The sequence below is a fragment of the Massilia aurea genome (genome assembly GCF_040790145.1).
GTDB lineage: Bacteria > Pseudomonadota > Gammaproteobacteria > Burkholderiales > Burkholderiaceae_D > Telluria > Telluria aurea_C.
The window spans coordinates 137,800-154,681 of sequence record NZ_JBFMMP010000013.1 but is presented as its reverse complement, the minus strand read 5'-3'; the positions used below and the strand labels follow the sequence as shown (position 1 = coordinate 154,681).

Annotated in this window: 13 protein-coding genes and 4 tRNA genes; 14 read left to right on the top strand and 3 right to left on the bottom strand. The window is 58.2% G+C overall.

Features of this window, described 5'->3' with window-relative positions; all coding sequences use genetic code 11:
• Positions 1–403 precede the first annotated feature (403 nt).
• From AB2N08_RS17515 to rpoC, 13 genes are all read left to right on the top strand, one after another.
• Positions 404–488: transfer RNA gene (locus AB2N08_RS17515), tRNA-Tyr, on the top strand.
• Positions 489–525: 37 nt separating this feature from the next.
• Positions 526–599, top strand: a tRNA-Gly gene (locus AB2N08_RS17510).
• Between the two features lie 39 nt (positions 600–638).
• A tRNA-Thr gene (locus AB2N08_RS17505) sits at positions 639–713 on the top strand.
• Between the two features lie 86 nt (positions 714–799).
• Positions 800–1,993 carry an elongation factor Tu gene (gene tuf, locus AB2N08_RS17500; RefSeq protein ID WP_183554297.1) on the top strand — a complete coding sequence of 398 codons (1,194 nt, stop codon included), beginning with the start codon at positions 800–802 and terminating at the stop codon, positions 1,991–1,993.
• Positions 1,994–2,094: 101 nt separating this feature from the next.
• A tRNA-Trp gene (locus AB2N08_RS17495) sits at positions 2,095–2,170 on the top strand.
• Positions 2,171–2,206: 36 nt separating this feature from the next.
• Entirely contained in the window at positions 2,207–2,593 is a 387-nt protein-coding gene (gene secE, locus AB2N08_RS17490) for a preprotein translocase subunit SecE (RefSeq protein ID WP_367612174.1), read from the top strand.
• Between the two features lie 2 nt (positions 2,594–2,595).
• Positions 2,596–3,252: a transcription termination/antitermination protein NusG gene (nusG, locus tag AB2N08_RS17485; protein WP_367612173.1), complete on the top strand. Its 657-nt coding sequence runs from the start codon at positions 2,596–2,598 to the stop codon at positions 3,250–3,252.
• A 112-nt stretch (positions 3,253–3,364) separates the two neighbouring features.
• Complete coding sequence (rplK, locus tag AB2N08_RS17480; RefSeq protein ID WP_137172442.1) at positions 3,365–3,796, top strand: 50S ribosomal protein L11; 432 nt, start codon at positions 3,365–3,367, stop codon at positions 3,794–3,796.
• Positions 3,796–4,491: a 50S ribosomal protein L1 gene (rplA, locus tag AB2N08_RS17475; RefSeq protein WP_367612172.1), complete on the top strand. Its 696-nt coding sequence runs from the start codon at positions 3,796–3,798 to the stop codon at positions 4,489–4,491. The genes rplK and rplA overlap by 1 nt, the downstream gene beginning before the upstream one ends.
• A 275-nt stretch (positions 4,492–4,766) precedes the next feature.
• Positions 4,767–5,303 (top strand): 50S ribosomal protein L10, encoded by a 537-nt coding sequence (rplJ, locus tag AB2N08_RS17470; protein ID WP_367612171.1) that lies wholly within the window; start codon positions 4,767–4,769, stop codon positions 5,301–5,303.
• 60 nt (positions 5,304–5,363) lie between these two features.
• Positions 5,364–5,738: a 50S ribosomal protein L7/L12 gene (gene rplL, locus AB2N08_RS17465; RefSeq protein ID WP_367612170.1), complete on the top strand. Its 375-nt coding sequence runs from the start codon at positions 5,364–5,366 to the stop codon at positions 5,736–5,738.
• A 295-nt stretch (positions 5,739–6,033) separates the two neighbouring features.
• Positions 6,034–10,143, top strand: a complete 4,110-nt coding sequence (gene rpoB / locus AB2N08_RS17460) for a DNA-directed RNA polymerase subunit beta (protein WP_367612169.1) — start codon at positions 6,034–6,036, stop codon at positions 10,141–10,143.
• A 226-nt stretch (positions 10,144–10,369) separates the two neighbouring features.
• Positions 10,370–14,617, top strand: a complete 4,248-nt coding sequence (gene rpoC, locus AB2N08_RS17455) for a DNA-directed RNA polymerase subunit beta' (protein ID WP_367612168.1) — start codon at positions 10,370–10,372, stop codon at positions 14,615–14,617.
• A gap of 77 nt (positions 14,618–14,694) precedes the next feature.
• On the opposite strand, the gene AB2N08_RS17450 is transcribed toward rpoC, so the two are convergent.
• The 3 genes from AB2N08_RS17450 to AB2N08_RS17440 form a co-directional block, all read right to left on the bottom strand.
• The gene (locus AB2N08_RS17450; protein ID WP_367612167.1) at positions 14,695–15,000 is read right to left on the bottom strand and encodes a hypothetical protein; all 306 of its coding nucleotides are present in this window, start codon (positions 14,998–15,000) and stop codon (positions 14,695–14,697) included.
• Positions 15,001–15,201: 201 nt separating this feature from the next.
• Positions 15,202–15,522, bottom strand: coding sequence for a hypothetical protein (locus AB2N08_RS17445; protein ID WP_367612166.1), 321 nt, complete (start codon positions 15,520–15,522; stop codon positions 15,202–15,204).
• Between the two features lie 163 nt (positions 15,523–15,685).
• Complete coding sequence (locus tag AB2N08_RS17440; protein ID WP_367612165.1) at positions 15,686–16,057, bottom strand: hypothetical protein; 372 nt, start codon at positions 16,055–16,057, stop codon at positions 15,686–15,688.
• Between the two features lie 134 nt (positions 16,058–16,191).
• Here AB2N08_RS17440 and AB2N08_RS17435 point away from each other — a divergent pair, with 134 nt between their 5' ends.
• Entirely contained in the window at positions 16,192–16,776 is a 585-nt protein-coding gene (locus tag AB2N08_RS17435; protein ID WP_367612164.1) for a cysteine hydrolase family protein, read from the top strand.
• The last annotated feature ends 106 nt before the right edge of the window (positions 16,777–16,882 follow it).

Below are 16,882 nucleotides of genomic sequence, written 5' to 3'. Positions count from 1 at the left end.
GAGGTTAACCCTCGTAAACCAATGCCTGCAACCCCTACTTCCTAAGTCAAGCAAATTATTCCGGACAGCAGTGCGCGCAGGCGGGAATCCCAGTTTATCCGCATGCCGATACGCCTTTAAAAGCGATAACGGCTGAGCATCGTACTTGGGTTCCAGCCTCCGCTGGAACGACGTTGGGATATTGCGCTGGAAATACCGTCGAGCCAATTTGAGCAATGACGCCGCCATTTTCAATTCCACCTGCAAAGTTTTTTATACCGTCCGCAAAATGACCCTTGCGACTTTACAGTCCGACCGTTACAATCACGCCCCGAAGCAACGCTGTCAGGCGAAGTGGAAAAACCTTCCACCCATACCTGATTGACAGTACGTTGAGCTTGCTTCATACTCTGCGGTTCTTCGCGGTGGGGTGGCCGAGTGGTTAAAGGCAGCAGACTGTAAATCTGCCCTCTCTGAGTACGCTGGTTCGAATCCAGCCCCCACCACCAAAAAGAAGATCGTGAAGTCGAATTGAAGTTGTACCTCGCGGGTGTAGCTCAATGGTAGAGCAGAAGCCTTCCAAGCTTACGACGAGGGTTCGATTCCCTTCACCCGCTCCAGTGTTTCGCGGTGTGCAAATTGAACATCGCACCAAATCAGCCCTTGTAGCTCAGTGGTAGAGCACTCCCTTGGTAAGGGAGAGGCCACGTGTTCAATCCACGTCAAGGGCACCAGAATTTTGTACGGCAGTCGCGTTGCACTCGTCCGTCAGGTGTGCCTGGTAATTCTCAAAAATATCGTTAGATCTTAGGAGTCTGAAATGGCAAAAGGTAAATTCGAACGGACCAAGCCGCACGTTAACGTCGGCACCATCGGTCACGTTGACCACGGCAAAACCACCCTGACGGCTGCAATCGCTACCGTCCTGTCGAAGAAATTCGGCGGCGAAGCCAAGGCCTACGACCAGATCGACGCGGCACCAGAAGAAAAAGCACGCGGCATCACCATCAACACCGCGCACGTCGAGTACGAGACCGAAAACCGTCACTACGCTCACGTTGACTGCCCAGGCCACGCCGACTACATCAAGAACATGATTACCGGTGCTGCGCAGATGGACGGCGCGATCCTGGTGTGCTCGGCCGCTGACGGCCCAATGCCACAGACCCGCGAGCACATCCTGCTGGCCCGTCAAGTTGGCGTTCCGTACATCATCGTGTTCCTGAACAAGTGCGACCTGGTCGACGACGCAGAACTGCTGGAACTGGTCGAAATGGAAGTGCGTGAGCTTCTGTCGAAGTACGAGTTCCCAGGCGACGACGTCCCAATCATCAAGGGTTCGGCACGTATGGCCCTCGAAGGCAAACCAGGCGAAATGGGCGAAGAGTGCATCACCCGTCTGGCCGAAGCCCTCGACACCTACATCCCAACGCCAGAGCGCGCTGTTGACGGTGCGTTCCTGATGCCAGTGGAAGACGTGTTCTCGATCTCGGGTCGCGGTACCGTTGTGACCGGTCGTGTCGAGCGCGGCGTTGTCAAAGTCGGCGAAGAAATCGAAATCGTCGGCATCATCGACACCGTCAAGACCACTTGCACCGGCGTGGAAATGTTCCGCAAGCTGCTGGACCAGGGTCAAGCTGGCGACAACGTCGGCCTGCTGCTGCGCGGCACCAAGCGTGAAGATGTCCAGCGTGGTCAAGTCCTGGCAAAGCCAGGTTCGATCAAGCCGCACAACCACTTCACCGGCGAGATCTACGTTCTGTCGAAAGATGAAGGCGGCCGTCACACCCCGTTCTTCAACAACTATCGTCCACAGTTCTACTTCCGTACGACTGACGTGACCGGTTCGATCGAGCTGCCAGCAGACAAAGAAATGGTCATGCCAGGCGATAACGTGTCGATCACCGTCAAGCTGATCAACCCGATCGCGATGGAAGAAGGTCTGCGCTTCGCAATCCGCGAAGGTGGCCGTACCGTCGGCGCCGGCGTGGTCGCAAAGATTCTGCCTAACTAAGCAGAGCAGAGGGGAGCGGGAGCGATCCCGTTTCCCTCGAACAGCATTGTCAGCGGGCGCACGCTTGCTGTATAATGCTGGATTCAGCTGGAAGTTTTCGTAGGGGTGTAGCTCAATTGGCAGAGCGTCGGTCTCCAAAACCGAAGGTCGCGGGTTCGATTCCCTCCGCCCCTGCCACCGAATTCTGGTGCCAGGCACCGAAAGTAAAGAAGAATGTCTAATCAATCCGTGCAAACTGTCAGCACCTCGAATGACAAGTTCAAGGTCGCGCTGGCGGTGGTTGCAGCGATTGCAGGCGTCGTCGGGTTCTTTTACCTGACAGGCCAGAACAAACCAGCCTTGGTCGCCGCAGGCGCCCTTTTGGCTGGTTTAGTTTTTGCTGTCCTGCTTTTGTGGACTTCCACCACTGGTCGTGATTTCCTGAGCTTTGCCAAGGAATCGGTGCGCGAGACCAAGAAGGTCGTTTGGCCGACCCGCCGTGAAGCCTTGCAGATCACCGGCATCGTGTTTGCCTTCGTGGTCGTGATGGCGATTTTCCTGTGGGGCACCGACAAACTTCTCGAGCTCCTGTTGTACGACTTTGTCCTGGGTTGGAAATAAACATGAGCGAAAACGTGCAAGAAGATACCGCGCCGGAAGAAATTCCGGCGGCCGGCGTTCCGGCGTCTGGCGCTCCTGAGCAAGAAGCAGCTGCTGAGGCAGCCGCACCGGTGAGTGTCCCGGTCAGCAACAAGCGCTGGTACGTGGTTCACGTCTACTCGGGTATGGAAAAGAGCGTCATGCGCGCCCTGACCGAGCGGATCGAACGCGGCGGCATGCAAGAACAGTTTGGCCAGATCCTGGTGCCAACCGAGGAAGTTGTCGAGATGCGCAACGGCACCAAAGCCGTTACCGAGCGCCGCTTCTTCCCGGGTTACGTGCTGGTTGAGATGGAAATGACCGACGAGACCTGGCACCTGGTGAAAAACACCAGCAAGGTCACTGGTTTCATCGGCGGCAAATCGAACAAGCCGACCCCAATTCCGGCGCGCGAGATCGACAAGATCATGCAGCAGGTGCAAGAGGGTGTCGAGAAGCCTCGGCCGAAGACGTTGTACGAAGTGGGCGAGCAGGTCCGTATCAAAGAAGGCCCGTTCACCGATTTCAACGGCAACGTCGAAGAAGTCAATTACGAAAAGTCGAAGGTGCGAGTTTCTGTTACCATCTTCGGCCGCGCGACTCCGGTGGAACTGGAGTTCGGGCAAGTAGAGAAAGTCTAAACGCTACCATCGGAGCGTCGCAGTAGTCAGGCGGAATCCGGTAAGAGGAGCCCCGCCGAGACGAGTAGTCGCGGTGGGGCGCTACTACTCAAGTCAAAGATAGGAGCCTTTCATGGCAAAGAAAATCATTGGCTTTATCAAGCTGCAAGTTCCAGCTGGTAAAGCAAACCCATCCCCACCGATCGGTCCAGCACTGGGTCAGCGCGGTCTGAACATCATGGAATTCTGCAAGGCGTTCAACGCCCAGACCCAGGGTGTCGAGCCAGGCATGCCAATCCCGGTCGTGATCACCGCGTTCGCCGACAAGTCGTTCACCTTCGTGATGAAGACCCCACCGGCAACGTACCTGATCAAGAAAGCCGCCGGCATCACCAAAGGTTCGGCCAAGCCGCACACCGACAAGGTTGCATCGCTGACCCGCGCTCAAGCTGAAGAAATCGCAAAAACCAAGCAGCCGGACCTGACCGCCGCCGACATGGACGCAGCAGTGCGTATCATCGCTGGCTCGGCACGTTCGATGGGCATCACGGTGGAGGGTCTGTAATGGCTAAGCTGTCCAAACGCGTTAAAGCTATCAAAGCTAAAGTAGACCGCAATAAAGTCTACGCCTTCGACAACGCTCTGTCGCTGGTCAAGGAATTCGCCACTGCCAAGTTCAACGAGTCGATCGACGTCTCGGTGCAACTGGGCGTGGACCCGAAGAAGTCGGACCAAGTGGTTCGCGGTTCGGTCGTGCTGCCAGCTGGCACCGGCAAGACCGTGCGCGTTGCTGTGTTCGCAACGGGCGAGAAGGCCGAAGCTGCTAAAGCAGCCGGCGCCGACATCGTCGGTATGGAAGACCTGGCCGAGCGCGTCAAAGCCGGCGACATGCCTTTCGATATCGTCATCGCTTCGCCAGACACCATGCGTATCGTCGGTACCCTGGGTCAGATCCTGGGCCCACGTGGCCTGATGCCTAACCCGAAAGTCGGCACCGTGACCCCAGACGTCGCAACCGCCGTCAAGAACGCCAAAGCCGGTCAGGTCCAGTACCGTACCGACAAGGCAGGTATCGTTCACGCAACGATCGGCCGTGCATCGTTCACCGACGCAGATCTGAAGAGCAACCTGGTTGCCCTGATCGACGCCCTGAACAAAGCCAAGCCAACCACGTCGAAAGGTGTGTACCTGCGCAAGGTCGCCCTGTCGTCGACGATGGGTGCAGGCGTGCGCGTCGATCACGCTTCGATCGCTGCCTAAGTTTGCAAGAATTAAGTCGTCACAATTTTGTGGCGCGAATCTTTGGGCTGTCGCAGCAATTAACCGCTGCGACAGACAATCAAAGACCGTTGGGCCGAATGCTGAAGGTTATGCAGGAGGTTAAAAAGAACTACCCAACGCAGATGGTGTACCCGAACAAGTTTTGTAGTCCAGCTGCGTGAATTCATCCGCTCAGTTTAAGGCTTCTTAACTTCGGACGCCGTGTGTTCGAACCGATGTGAACATCTCGTTCTCATCATTTAAGGAGATTGACCGTGGGTCTTAATCTGAATGACAAAAAGGCCGTCGTCGAAGAAGTTTCCGCAAAAGTAGCATCTGCGCAAACCATCGTCGTCGCCGAGTACCGTGGCATCCAGGTTAGTCACTTGACCAAGCTCCGTGCAACCGCACGTGCCCAGGGCGTGTACCTGCGTGTTCTGAAGAACACGCTGGCTCGTCGCTCTGTCGAAGGCACGCAGTTTGCCTCGCTGGCTGATTCCATGACCGGTCCGCTGATCTATTCGATCTCGGACGATGCCGTTGCTGCAGCTAAAGTCATCAATGACTTCGCTAAAACCAACGACAAACTGGTCATCAAAGCCGGTAACTACGCAGGTAAGCAGCTCGACGTAGCTGGCGTTACCTCGTTGGCAAGCATCCCATCCCGTGAAGTTCTCATCTCGCAGCTGTTGGGCGTCATGTTGGCTCCGGTGTCGGGCTTTGCACGTGGTCTGGCTGCCCTGGCAGCGAAAAAAGGCGAAGGCACTTCCGAAGCAGCTCCGGCCGCAGAAGAAGCACCTGCAGAAGCGTAAGCTTCCCCTTTTTTTCAAGTACCAACCTGAACTACATACAAATCAAAACTGGAGTTTCAAATGGCAATTAGCAAAGACGATATCCTGAACGCAGTGAGCGAAATGTCCGTCATGGACCTGAACGAACTGGTCAAGGCATTCGAAGAGAAGTTCGGCGTGTCGGCAGCTGCAATGGCAGCACCGGCAGCTGGTGGTGGCGCTGGCGCCGCTGCTGTTGAAGAGCAGACCGAGTTCAACGTTGTTCTGACCGAAATCGGCGCGAACAAAGTCGGCGTCATCAAGGCAGTCCGTGAAATCACCGGTCTGGGCCTGAAAGAAGCCAAAGACGTCGTCGACGGCGCTCCTAAGACTGTGAAAGAAGCCCTGCCAAAAGCAGAAGCTGAAGCAGCCAAGAAGAAGCTGGAAGAAGCTGGCGCCAAGGCCGAGCTGAAGTAATACATAGGCAAAGGGCGCTGTTCGCAGCGCCTGATGCGGGAGTCAAAGCTTGCAAAACTTGCCGGAAGGCGGGAATTGCGGCTTTGGCTCTTTTGTCGTCCCTGCGACAGACGTCGGCAGAGGGTGGCAAAATCGAGCTGGCGGGATCGGCTCCGAAACATCGTAACACAGCAGTTTGCTTGTCCTTTTCATCTGGCGCGAAAGAGTAAGAGACTTCAGGAATTGTGTGTGGTGGTGGCGCGTGCCACTGGCAAATCCTGAATTCTTCATCCTTTCTGTCACTCACGGAGTGTCCATGCACTACTCATTTACTGAGAAGAAGCGTATTCGCAAGTCGTTCGCGAAACGCGCCAACGTTCACAACGTTCCCTACCTGCTGGCTACCCAGCTGGAATCCTACGAGAACTTCCTCCAGGCTGATGCCGTCCCGTCGGGGCGCAAGGCCGAGGGTCTGCAGTCGGCTTTTTCTTCGATCTTCCCTATCGTGTCGCACAATGGTTTTGCGCGCCTCGAATTCCTGTCGTATGTGCTGGGTGACCCTGCGTTTGACGTGAAAGAGTGCCAGCAGCGTGGCCTGACCTTCGCGTCGCCGCTGCGCGCCAAGGTGCGTCTGGTGATCCTGGACAAGGAATCGCCGACCAAGCCGGTCGTCAAGGAAATGAAGGAACAAGAAGTCTACATGGGCGAGCTGCCACTGATGACCACGAACGGTTCGTTCGTGATCAACGGCACCGAGCGCGTGATCGTGTCCCAGCTGCACCGTTCGCCGGGCGTGTTCTTCGAGCACGACCGCGGCAAGACGCACTCGTCGGGCAAGCTCCTGTTCTCGGCACGGATCATTCCTTACCGCGGCTCGTGGCTCGACTTCGAGTTCGACCCGAAAGATATCCTGTTCTTCCGCGTCGACCGTCGCCGCAAGATGCCAGTGACGATTCTGCTCAAGGCCATCGGCATGACGCCGGAACAGATCCTGGCGAACTTCTTCGTCTTCGACAACTTCGTCGTGCGCAACGACGGCGGCGAACTCGAGTTCGTGCCAGAGCGCCTGCGCGGCGAAGTCGCGCGTTTCGACATCGTCGATCCGAAGTCGGGCAAGACCATCGTCACCAAGGACAAGCGTATCAACGCCAAGCACGTCCGTGACATCGAAGCTGCCGGCATCAAGACCATCTCGGTCCCTGAAGACTACCTGCTCGGCCGCGTGCTGGCCAAGAACATCGTCGACCAGGACACCGGTGAAGTCATCGCCGTCGCCAACGACGAGCTGACCGAAGAACTGCTGGGCAAGCTGCGCGATGCAGACGTGACCGACATCCAGACGCTGTACACCAACGATCTGGACCAGGGCGGCTACATCTCGCAAACCCTGCGCACTGACGACACCGCTGACCGCACCGCGGCGCGCGTGGCGATCTACCGCATGATGCGTCCTGGCGAACCGCCAACCGAAGAATCGGTCGAAGCCCTGTTCAACGGCCTGTTCTACATGCCGGAACGCTACGACCTGTCGGCTGTCGGCCGCATGAAGTTCAACCGCCGTATTGGCCGTGATGAACTGACCGGCGACATGACCATGTCGAACGAAGACATCCTGGCCGTGATCAAGATCCTCGTCGAGCTGCGCAATGGCCGCGGCGAAGTCGATGACATCGATCACCTGGGTAACCGTCGCGTCCGTTGCGTCGGCGAGCTGGCCGAGAATCAATTCCGCGCTGGCCTGGTCCGCGTGGAACGCGCTGTCAAAGAGCGTCTGGGTCAAGCCGAAGCCGACAACCTGATGCCGCATGACCTGATCAACAGCAAGCCGATTTCGGCCGCGATCCGCGAATTCTTCGGTTCGTCGCAGCTGTCCCAGTTCATGGACCAGACCAACCCGCTGTCGGAAGTGACCCACAAGCGTCGCGTCTCCGCTCTGGGCCCTGGCGGTCTGACCCGCGAACGTGCTGGCTTCGAGGTGCGCGACGTGCACCCGACCCACTACGGCCGCGTGTGCCCGATCGAAACGCCTGAAGGCCCGAACATCGGCCTGATCAACTCGCTGGCACTGTACGCCCGCCTGAACGAATACGGCTTCCTGGAAACCCCGTACCGCAAGGTCGAAGGCTCCAAGGTCACCGAGCAGATCGATTACCTGTCGGCCATCGAAGAAGGCCGCTACATCATCGCCCAGGCGAATGCAGCGATCAACGAAGAAGGTCAACTGGTCGACGAGCTGGTCTCGGCCCGTGAAGCCGGCGAAACGATCCTGGTCTCGCCAGAGCGTATCCAGTACATGGACGTGGCCCCAGGCCAGATCGTCTCGGTCGCCGCTTCGCTGATTCCGTTCCTGGAACACGATGATGCGAACCGTGCACTGATGGGCGCCAACATGCAGCGCCAGGCCGTGCCTTGCCTGCGTCCTGAAAAGGCCGTGGTCGGTACCGGTATCGAACGCACCGTGGCAGTCGACTCGGGCACCACCGTGCAGGCACTGCGTGGCGGTATGGTCGACTACATCGATGCGGGCCGCGTCGTCATTCGCGTGAACGACGATGAAGCACAGGCTGGTGAAGTCGGCGTCGACATCTACAACCTGATCAAGTACACCCGTTCGAACCAGAACACCAACATCAACCAGCGTCCGATCGTGCAGGTTGGCGACCGCGTTGCCCGTGGCGACGTGATTGCCGACGGCGCATCGACCGACCTGGGCGAACTGGCCCTGGGTCAGAACATGCTGGTGGCGTTCATGCCGTGGAACGGTCTGAACTTCGAAGATTCGATCCTGATCTCGGAAAACGTCGTCAAGGATGACCGCTACACCTCGATTCACATCGAAGAGCTGTCGGTCGTGGCGCGTGACACCAAGCTGGGCGCGGAAGAAATCACCCGCGACATCTCGAACCTGGCTGAAAATCAGCTGGCGCGTCTGGATGAATCGGGCATCGTCTACATCGGCGCCGAAGTGCAGGCCGGCGACGTGCTGGTCGGTAAGGTCACGCCAAAAGGCGAGACCCAGCTGACCCCAGAAGAAAAGCTGCTGCGCGCGATCTTCGGCGAAAAAGCGTCGGACGTGAAAGACACCTCGCTGCGCGTGCCTTCGGGCATGGTCGGCACCGTGATCGACGTCCAGGTGTTCACCCGCGAAGGCATCCAGCGCGACAAGCGCGCCCAGCAGATCATCGACGATGAACTCAAGCGCTATCGCCTGGACCTGAACGACCAGATGCGTATTGTCGAGGGCGATGCCTTCGAGCGTCTGGAGCGTATGCTGATCGGCAAGATCGTCAATGGCGGCCCTAAAAAGCTGGCCAAGGGCGCCGCGATCACCGCCGACTACCTGGCCGATCTGGACAAGTTCCACTGGTTCGACATCCGCCCGGCAGAAGACGACACCGCGAACGCACTCGAAGCGATCAAGGAATCGATCAACGAGAAGCGTCACCAGTTCGACCTGGCCTTCGAAGAGAAGCGCAAGAAGCTCACGCAGGGCGACGAGCTGCAGCCAGGCGTGCAGAAGATGGTCAAGGTCTACCTGGCCGTCAAGCGCCGCCTGCAGTCGGGCGACAAGATGGCAGGCCGTCACGGTAACAAGGGTGTGGTCTCGCGTATCGTGCCGGTGGAAGACATGCCGTTCATGGCGGACGGTCGTCCAGCCGACGTCGTGCTGAACCCGCTGGGCGTGCCATCGCGCATGAACGTCGGTCAGATCCTGGAAACCCACCTCGGTTGGGCGGCCAAGGGCCTGGGCTGGCGCATCGGCGAAATGCTGCAGGCGCAAGCAAAGGCACAAGACCTGCGCACGTTCCTGGGCAAGATTTACAACGAAACCGGCCGCAAGGAAGACCTGGACAGCTTCAGCGATGAAGAAATCCTGACCCTGGCGGGCAACCTCAAGAACGGCGTGCCGTTCGCGACCCCGGTCTTCGATGGCGCCCACGAAGAAGACATTCGTCGTATGCTGGATCTGGCGTTCCCGGATGACATCGCTGCCAACCTGGGCATGACCCCGTCGAAGAACCAGGTCACGATGTTCGACGGCCGCACCGGCGAAGCATTCGAGCGCAAGGTCACCGTCGGCTTCATGCACATGCTGAAACTGCACCACCTGGTCGACGACAAGATGCACGCGCGTTCGACCGGTCCGTACTCGCTCGTGACGCAGCAGCCACTGGGCGGTAAAGCCCAGTTCGGCGGCCAGCGCTTCGGTGAGATGGAGGTGTGGGCACTGGAAGCGTACGGCGCATCGTACGTGCTGCAAGAGATGCTGACTGTGAAGTCGGATGACGTGAACGGCCGTACGAAGGTCTACGAGAATCTGGTCAAAGGCGACCACGTGATCGAAGCCGGCATGCCAGAGTCGTTCAACGTGCTGGTGAAGGAAATCCGTTCGCTGGGTATCGATATCGATCTCGAGCGCAACTAAAGCAGGCAGCAGGGCCGTCAGCCTCCGGGCTGGCTTCGCGCCCTCGAGACCGTCGTTCCCGCGCAGGCGGGAACCTGAGCCCGGTGATTCAGCCGGCAAACTTGGATTCCCGCCTGCGCGGGAATGACGGTTTTAAGGGTAGCGAGTTATGCAAGCACTGGCGAAAATCAGTGAGGGAGCTGGCGGCAAGCAAGTCAGTAAAGAATTCAATCACCTGGAGTGATACATGAAAGCACTGCTCGATCTATTCAAGCAAGTTCAGCAAAACGAAAGTTTCGACGCCATCAAGATTGGCCTGGCGTCGCCTGAAAAAATCCGTTCGTGGTCGTTCGGCGAAGTCAAGAAGCCGGAAACCATCAACTACCGCACGTTCAAGCCTGAGCGCGACGGCCTGTTCTGCGCAAAAATCTTTGGTCCTATCAAGGACTACGAATGCCTGTGCGGCAAATACAAGCGCCTGAAGCACCGCGGCGTGATCTGCGAGAAGTGCGGCGTCGAAGTGACGCTGGCCAAGGTGCGCCGTGAGCGCATGGGCCACATCGAGCTGGCCTCGCCAGTGGCGCACATCTGGTTCCTGAAGTCGCTGCCATCGCGTCTGGGCATGGTCCTGGACATGACGCTGCGGGACATCGAACGCGTGCTGTACTTCGAAGCATACGTCGTCACCGATCCAGGCATGACCCCGCTCAAGAAGAGCCAGATCATGTCGGAAGACGACTACGCCGCCAAGTACGAAGAGTACGGCGACGACTTCACCGCCTTCATGGGCGCCGAAGGTATCCGTGAACTGCTGCGCTCGATCGACATCCACCGCGATGCCGACGCCCTGCGCGTCGAACTCAAAGAGTCGAAGTCCGAAGCCAAGATCAAGAAATACGCCAAGCGCCTGAAAGTGCTCGAGGCGTTCCAGCGTTCGGGCATCAAGCCTGAATGGATGATCATGGAAGTTCTGCCGGTGCTGCCGCCAGAACTGCGTCCGCTCGTCCCGCTGGACGGTGGCCGTTTCGCCACGTCCGACCTGAACGACCTGTATCGCCGCGTCATCAACCGTAATAACCGCCTGAAGCGCCTGATGGAACTGCGCGCGCCAGAGATCATTACGCGTAACGAAAAGCGCATGCTGCAAGAAGCGGTCGATTCGCTGCTGGACAACGGCCGTCGCGGTAAAGCGATGACCGGCGCCAACAAGCGTCCGCTGAAGTCGCTGGCCGAGATGATCAAGGGTAAGGGCGGTCGTTTCCGTCAGAACTTGCTGGGCAAGCGCGTCGACTACTCGGGCCGTTCGGTCATCGTGGTCGGCCCGCAGCTGAAACTGCACCAGTGCGGCCTGCCAAAACTGATGGCTCTCGAGCTGTTCAAACCATTCATCTTCAACAAGCTTGAACTGATGGGTCTGGCTACGACCATCAAGGCTGCGAAGAAACTGGTTGAAGTGCAAGAGCCAGTGGTCTGGGACATCCTGGAAGAAGTCATCAAGGAACACCCGATCATGCTGAACCGTGCGCCAACGCTGCACCGTCTCGGTATCCAGGCGTTCGAGCCAGTCCTGATCGAAGGCAAGGCCATCCAGCTGCACCCACTCGTTTGCGCGGCGTTCAACGCCGACTTCGACGGTGACCAGATGGCTGTCCACGTCCCGCTGTCGATCGAAGCGCAGATGGAAGCACGTACGCTGATGCTGGCGTCGAACAACATCCTGTTCCCATCGAACGGCGAACCGTCGATCGTGCCGTCCCAGGATATCGTGCTGGGTCTGTACTACGCATCGCGCGAGGCGATCAACGCCAAGGGCGAAGGCATGATGTTCCCGGACGTGTCGGAAGTCATCCGCGCGTACGACAATAAAGAAGTCGAACTGGCGACCCGCATCACCGTGCGTATCGTGGAATTCCCACGCAACGCCGAAGGCGGCTTCGACCAGACCCTGACCCGCTACGAGACCACGGTCGGCCGTGCGATCCTGTCCGAGATCCTGCCAAAAGGCTTGCCATTCTCGGTGCTGAATCGTTCGCTGAAGAAGAAAGAAATCTCGAAGCTGATCAACACGTCGTTCCGCAAGTGCGGTCTGCGTGCGACCGTCGTGTTCGCCGACAAGCTGATGCAGTCGGGCTTCCGCCTGGCAACGCGCGCCGGTATCTCGATCGCCGTCGACGACATGATGATCCCGGACGTCAAGAAGGGCATGATCGCCGCCGCCGAAGCCGAAGTGAAACAGATCGAGCAGCAGTACAGCTCGGGTCTGGTCACGGCCGGCGAGCGCTACAACAAGGTCGTCGACATCTGGGGCAAGACCTCCGATGAAGTCGGCAAGGCGATGATGGACCAGCTCAAGATCGAGCCGGTCACCAAGCGCGACGGTACCGAAGGCACGCAAGAATCGTTCAACGCGATTTACATGATGGCCGACTCGGGCGCCCGTGGTTCGGCAGCCCAGATTCGTCAGCTGGCCGGTATGCGTGGCCTGATGGCGAAACCGGACGGTTCGATTATCGAAACGCCGATTACCGCGAACTTCCGCGAAGGCCTGAACGTTCTTCAGTACTTCATTTCGACCCACGGCGCTCGTAAAGGTCTGGCCGATACCGCGCTGAAGACCGCAAACTCGGGTTACCTGACCCGCCGTCTGGTCGACGTCACGCAAGATCTGGTGGTGATCGAGGACGATTGCGGCACCAACAACGGCACGCACATGAAGGCGCTGGTCGAAGGTGGTGAAGTCATCGAAGCCCTGCGCGACCGTATCCTCGGCCGTGTCACCGGTACCGATGTCGTCAATCCTGAAACCCAGGAAACCCTGTTCGAAGCCGGCACGCTGCTGGACGAAGACATGGTCGAAGAGATCGAACGCGTCGGCATCGACGAAGTCAAGGTCCGTACGCCACTGAACTGCGACACGCGCTTCGGCCTGTGCGCCAAGTGCTACGGTCGCGACCTGGGCCGCGGCATGCTGGTCAACAGCGGCGAAGCAGTCGGCGTCGTGGCAGCACAGTCGATTGGTGAGCCGGGTACCCAGCTGACCATGCGTACGTTCCACATCGGTGGTGCGGCATCGCGTGCGGCAGTGGCCTCGTCGGTCGAAGCCAAGTCGAACGGTACGGTTCGCTTCACGGCAACCATGCGTTACGTCACCAACGGCAAGGGCGCGCAAATCGTCATTACCCGTTCGGGCGAAGTGCTGATCACGGACGATCACGGCCGTGAGCGCGAGCGTCACAAGGTGCCGTACGGCGCGACCCTGATCGTCAAGGATGGCCAGGCTGTCAAAGCCGGCGTCGCCCTGGCAACGTGGGATCCGCTGACCCGTCCGATCATCACCGAGTACGCTGGTACCATCCGTTTCGAAAACGTGGAAGAAGGCGTCACCGTCGCTCGCCAGGTGGACGATGTGACCGGTCTGTCGACCCTGGTTGCGATCGATCCGAAGCGTCGTGGTTCTGCCGGCAAGGTGCTGCGTCCGCAGGTCAAGCTGCTGAACGAAGAGAACCAGGAAGTCAAGATCGCCGGCACCGAACACGCCGTGGCGATTGGTTTCCAGGTCGGCTCGCTGATCATGGTCAAGGACGGTCAGCAAGTGTCCGTCGGTGAAGTGCTGGCACGTATCCCGACTGAATCGCAGAAAACGCGAGACATTACCGGTGGTCTGCCACGCGTTGCCGAGCTGTTCGAAGCACGTTCGCCGAAAGACGCCGGCATGCTGGCGGAAGTCACCGGTACCGTCGCGTTCGGTAAAGAGACCAAGGGCAAGCAACGCCTTGAGATCACCGATATGGACGGCAACAAGCACGAGTTCCTGATCACCAAGGACAAGCAAGTGCTGGTCCACGATGGTCAAGTCGTGAACAAGGGCGAGATGATTGTCGACGGCCCAGCCGATCCGCAAGACATCCTGCGCCTGCTGGGTATCGAATCGCTGGCCCGCTACATCGTCGACGAAGTGCAGGACGTGTACCGTCTGCAAGGCGTGAAGATCAACGACAAGCACATCGAGGTGATCGTTCGCCAGATGCTGCGTCGTGTTCAGATCGTCGAAGCAGGCGACACCGACTACATCATCGGCGAGCAGGTCGAGCGTTCGGAGCTGCTGGACCAGAACGACCGCATGAACGCGGTGGGCAAGCTGCCGGCAACGTACGAAAACGTGCTGCTGGGTATTACCAAGGCATCGCTGTCGACCGATTCGTTCATCTCGGCCGCATCGTTCCAGGAAACCACCCGCGTGCTGACCGAAGCGGCGATCATGGGCAAGCGCGACGGTCTGCGCGGCCTGAAAGAGAACGTCATCGTCGGTCGCCTGATCCCGGGCGGTACGGGTCTGGCATTCCACCGCGCTCGCAAAGAGAAGGAAGTGTGGGAAGCGGAAGAGCGCCAGGCACTGCTGCAGCAAGAGAAAGCCAATATGGCTGCCGAGCTGCAAGCGATGGAAGACCAGCAGGTTGCATCGGCTTCGGTCGAGCAGCATAACGACGGCGAGTAATCGCTTGAACTGCTAGTGAAAACGGCACCCTGAGGGGTGCCGTTTTTTTTCGTCTGCCAGGTTTGCCGAGGTGATCGTCAGGTGGTTTTTTTGCGATGCCAGATGTAACCTGCGACAAGGCCGCATACGGTGATGCCGAAAGCTGCGTAGGCGTGAATGAAATATCCGATGCCTTGTTCAAGGCGCAGATATGGGCTCACGTCAGGCGAATGGATTTCCAGGAACAGGCTGAGAAACCAGATCGCGGCTGGGACGAAGCAGAGCGTGCCGAGCCAGGGCTTGATGCGGGCGCCGACGAGACAAAGCAGTGAGGCAAGTACTCCAATCTGCCAGAAAAGCCCCAAAGCCAGCTTCAGTAGTCGACGGTGAGTGCGATATAGCATTCTGGCAGTCCTTCCAGTTCCTGCTTGAGTCGCTTCACAAACATACCCATATAGTGGATCAAATCGATGCAGCCGGCGCTGCCGGCAGCGCTACCTCCATGGATGAAAACCCCCCTCTATCATGTGTATGTGTCAGAGGATATGGATGGATTGTCAGTCTGAAGTTGCCCAATGCGCCTCGAGAAGAATGCAGGGCACTTTTCAGCCAATTATTTTCCCAAAGCTCAGATGGCTGAATCCAATATTGGCCGGCTGGGATTGGTCTTGGAAAGGAATGCGTTGCCGAACAGTGGAGTAATCGAACCGGCCTTTTTTGTCCGGCTTGCCTGATACCGCCGGGAAAATAAGTGACGATTTGGTTCCGGATGCGTGCAACGTATTTCCATCGAATCGGAGTGCGATTTTTGATCGTGCACAGGCCGGAGAGCGTGGATGTCCTCTTTCTTCTGAATACTTTGCCATGATGGCGTCCCTGTTGAAATGATTGACGCGGCAGGCGTAGGCCGCAGAAGGGATGGTCAACCATTCGGTGTCGCCCCAAGTTAGGCGCAGTCAAGTTAGACGGTCTCCACACGAATATGACACCCTCTGGTGCAGAGCCGGAAGGCTACCGCGCATTCATCGAAGTGTGATTTCAATAAAGCCCCTAGACAACTCAGCTTCGACTAATCAACATCAGGACGCGTTAGCAAATGCCGCCGCCGATGCTCTTGCCGGTCATGAGATCGAATCCAAAGCTGCACACATAGTTGTTCGCTTTGCTTCGCGTGCATGTGAGCTTTTCGCCATCTTTATGACGGACACGCATTCCGCTACCCGCTGTGCAAAGGTCGCGCTTGTCCGGCCCGATTGCGTCAAAAATCCCCCTGGCAGCGTCGCCTTCAATAGTAAATGCTATTTTCCTGTCGTTTGGCTTGGGCGCGGTTGGGTCCCCGAGGCTGCCGCCATAGAGCCGGTATGACGCAGCCGTTTGCTGGTACAGCGCGGGATCGCTATCGGCTGCGATAGCTGGTAGCGTACATAGAAAGATGAGTGGGTATAGTCGCTGGATAGTCATCGAATGCCTAAGCGCTGTATAAAGGTCGTCATATCTGTAAATGCGTCGTTTCGCAGACAAGGCCCATCAATCAAGCAATTTTACTGAGCCGTCTGGACTTCTAATTTAGCTATTTCGTCGAGTGAAGGTTGAACATGCCGCAGCCCCCAGCCCTGATCATCATCGATATGCAACAGGGCATGCAGTTCGATACCCTCCCACCCCGCAATAACCCAGCCGCGGAGGACACGATCGCCCGCCTGCATGCCGCTTGGCGGGGGGCAGGCCACCCCGTGATCAGCGTCCGCCACATCAGCCGTTCACCTGCGTCCGTGTTCGCGCCGGGCCAGCCGGGCGTCGACTTCCAGCCGCGCTTCGCGCCGATGGCACACGAGCATGTGGTTGAAAAGAATGTGCCGGACGCCTTCATTCAAACCGGGCTTGAGCGCTGGTTGCATGTGCGCGGCATCACGACCCTCGTGATCGTCGGCGTCAGCACGAATAACTCGGTCGAGTCCAGTGCGCGCACGGCGGGCAATCTGGGTTTTTCCACCATCGTGGTGTCGGACGCGACGTTTGCCTTCGACAAGATGGATTTCGGCGGCACGCATCGCAGCGCCGAGGAAGTTCATTTGATGGCGTTGGCAAATCTGCATGGCGAATATGCCACGGTCATGTCGTGCGACGAGGTGCTGCACCACTTCAAAGTGGTCGATGACACGGCGTCAAAAAGCGCCTGACGGAAGTTATTGGCGTGTCCGGTCTCACATTGCCGAACCAGGTCAGCCGCGCACCCCCTCGGCATGGAATGGTCTACACTAACTTGTCTTTTCAATATCCCGAAAA

Bases quoted from the DNA above. Each gene is read 5' to 3' on its own strand.
- tuf (WP_183554297.1), top strand. From the start codon at position 800: ATGGCAAAAGGTAAATTCGAACGGACCAAGCCGCACGTTAACGTCGGC.
- AB2N08_RS17450 (WP_367612167.1), bottom strand. From the start codon at position 15,000: ATGCTATATCGCACTCACCGTCGACTACTGAAGCTGGCTTTGGGGCTT.
- AB2N08_RS17435 (WP_367612164.1), top strand. From the start codon at position 16,192: ATGCCGCAGCCCCCAGCCCTGATCATCATCGATATGCAACAGGGCATG.
- rplL (WP_367612170.1), top strand. From the start codon at position 5,364: ATGGCAATTAGCAAAGACGATATCCTGAACGCAGTGAGCGAAATGTCC.
- rplK (WP_137172442.1), top strand. From the start codon at position 3,365: ATGGCAAAGAAAATCATTGGCTTTATCAAGCTGCAAGTTCCAGCTGGT.
- rplA (WP_367612172.1), top strand. From the start codon at position 3,796: ATGGCTAAGCTGTCCAAACGCGTTAAAGCTATCAAAGCTAAAGTAGAC.
- AB2N08_RS17440 (WP_367612165.1), bottom strand. From the start codon at position 16,057: ATGACTATCCAGCGACTATACCCACTCATCTTTCTATGTACGCTACCA.
- rpoC (WP_367612168.1), top strand. From the start codon at position 10,370: ATGAAAGCACTGCTCGATCTATTCAAGCAAGTTCAGCAAAACGAAAGT.
- nusG (WP_367612173.1), top strand. From the start codon at position 2,596: ATGAGCGAAAACGTGCAAGAAGATACCGCGCCGGAAGAAATTCCGGCG.
- rpoB (WP_367612169.1), top strand. From the start codon at position 6,034: ATGCACTACTCATTTACTGAGAAGAAGCGTATTCGCAAGTCGTTCGCG.
- secE (WP_367612174.1), top strand. From the start codon at position 2,207: ATGTCTAATCAATCCGTGCAAACTGTCAGCACCTCGAATGACAAGTTC.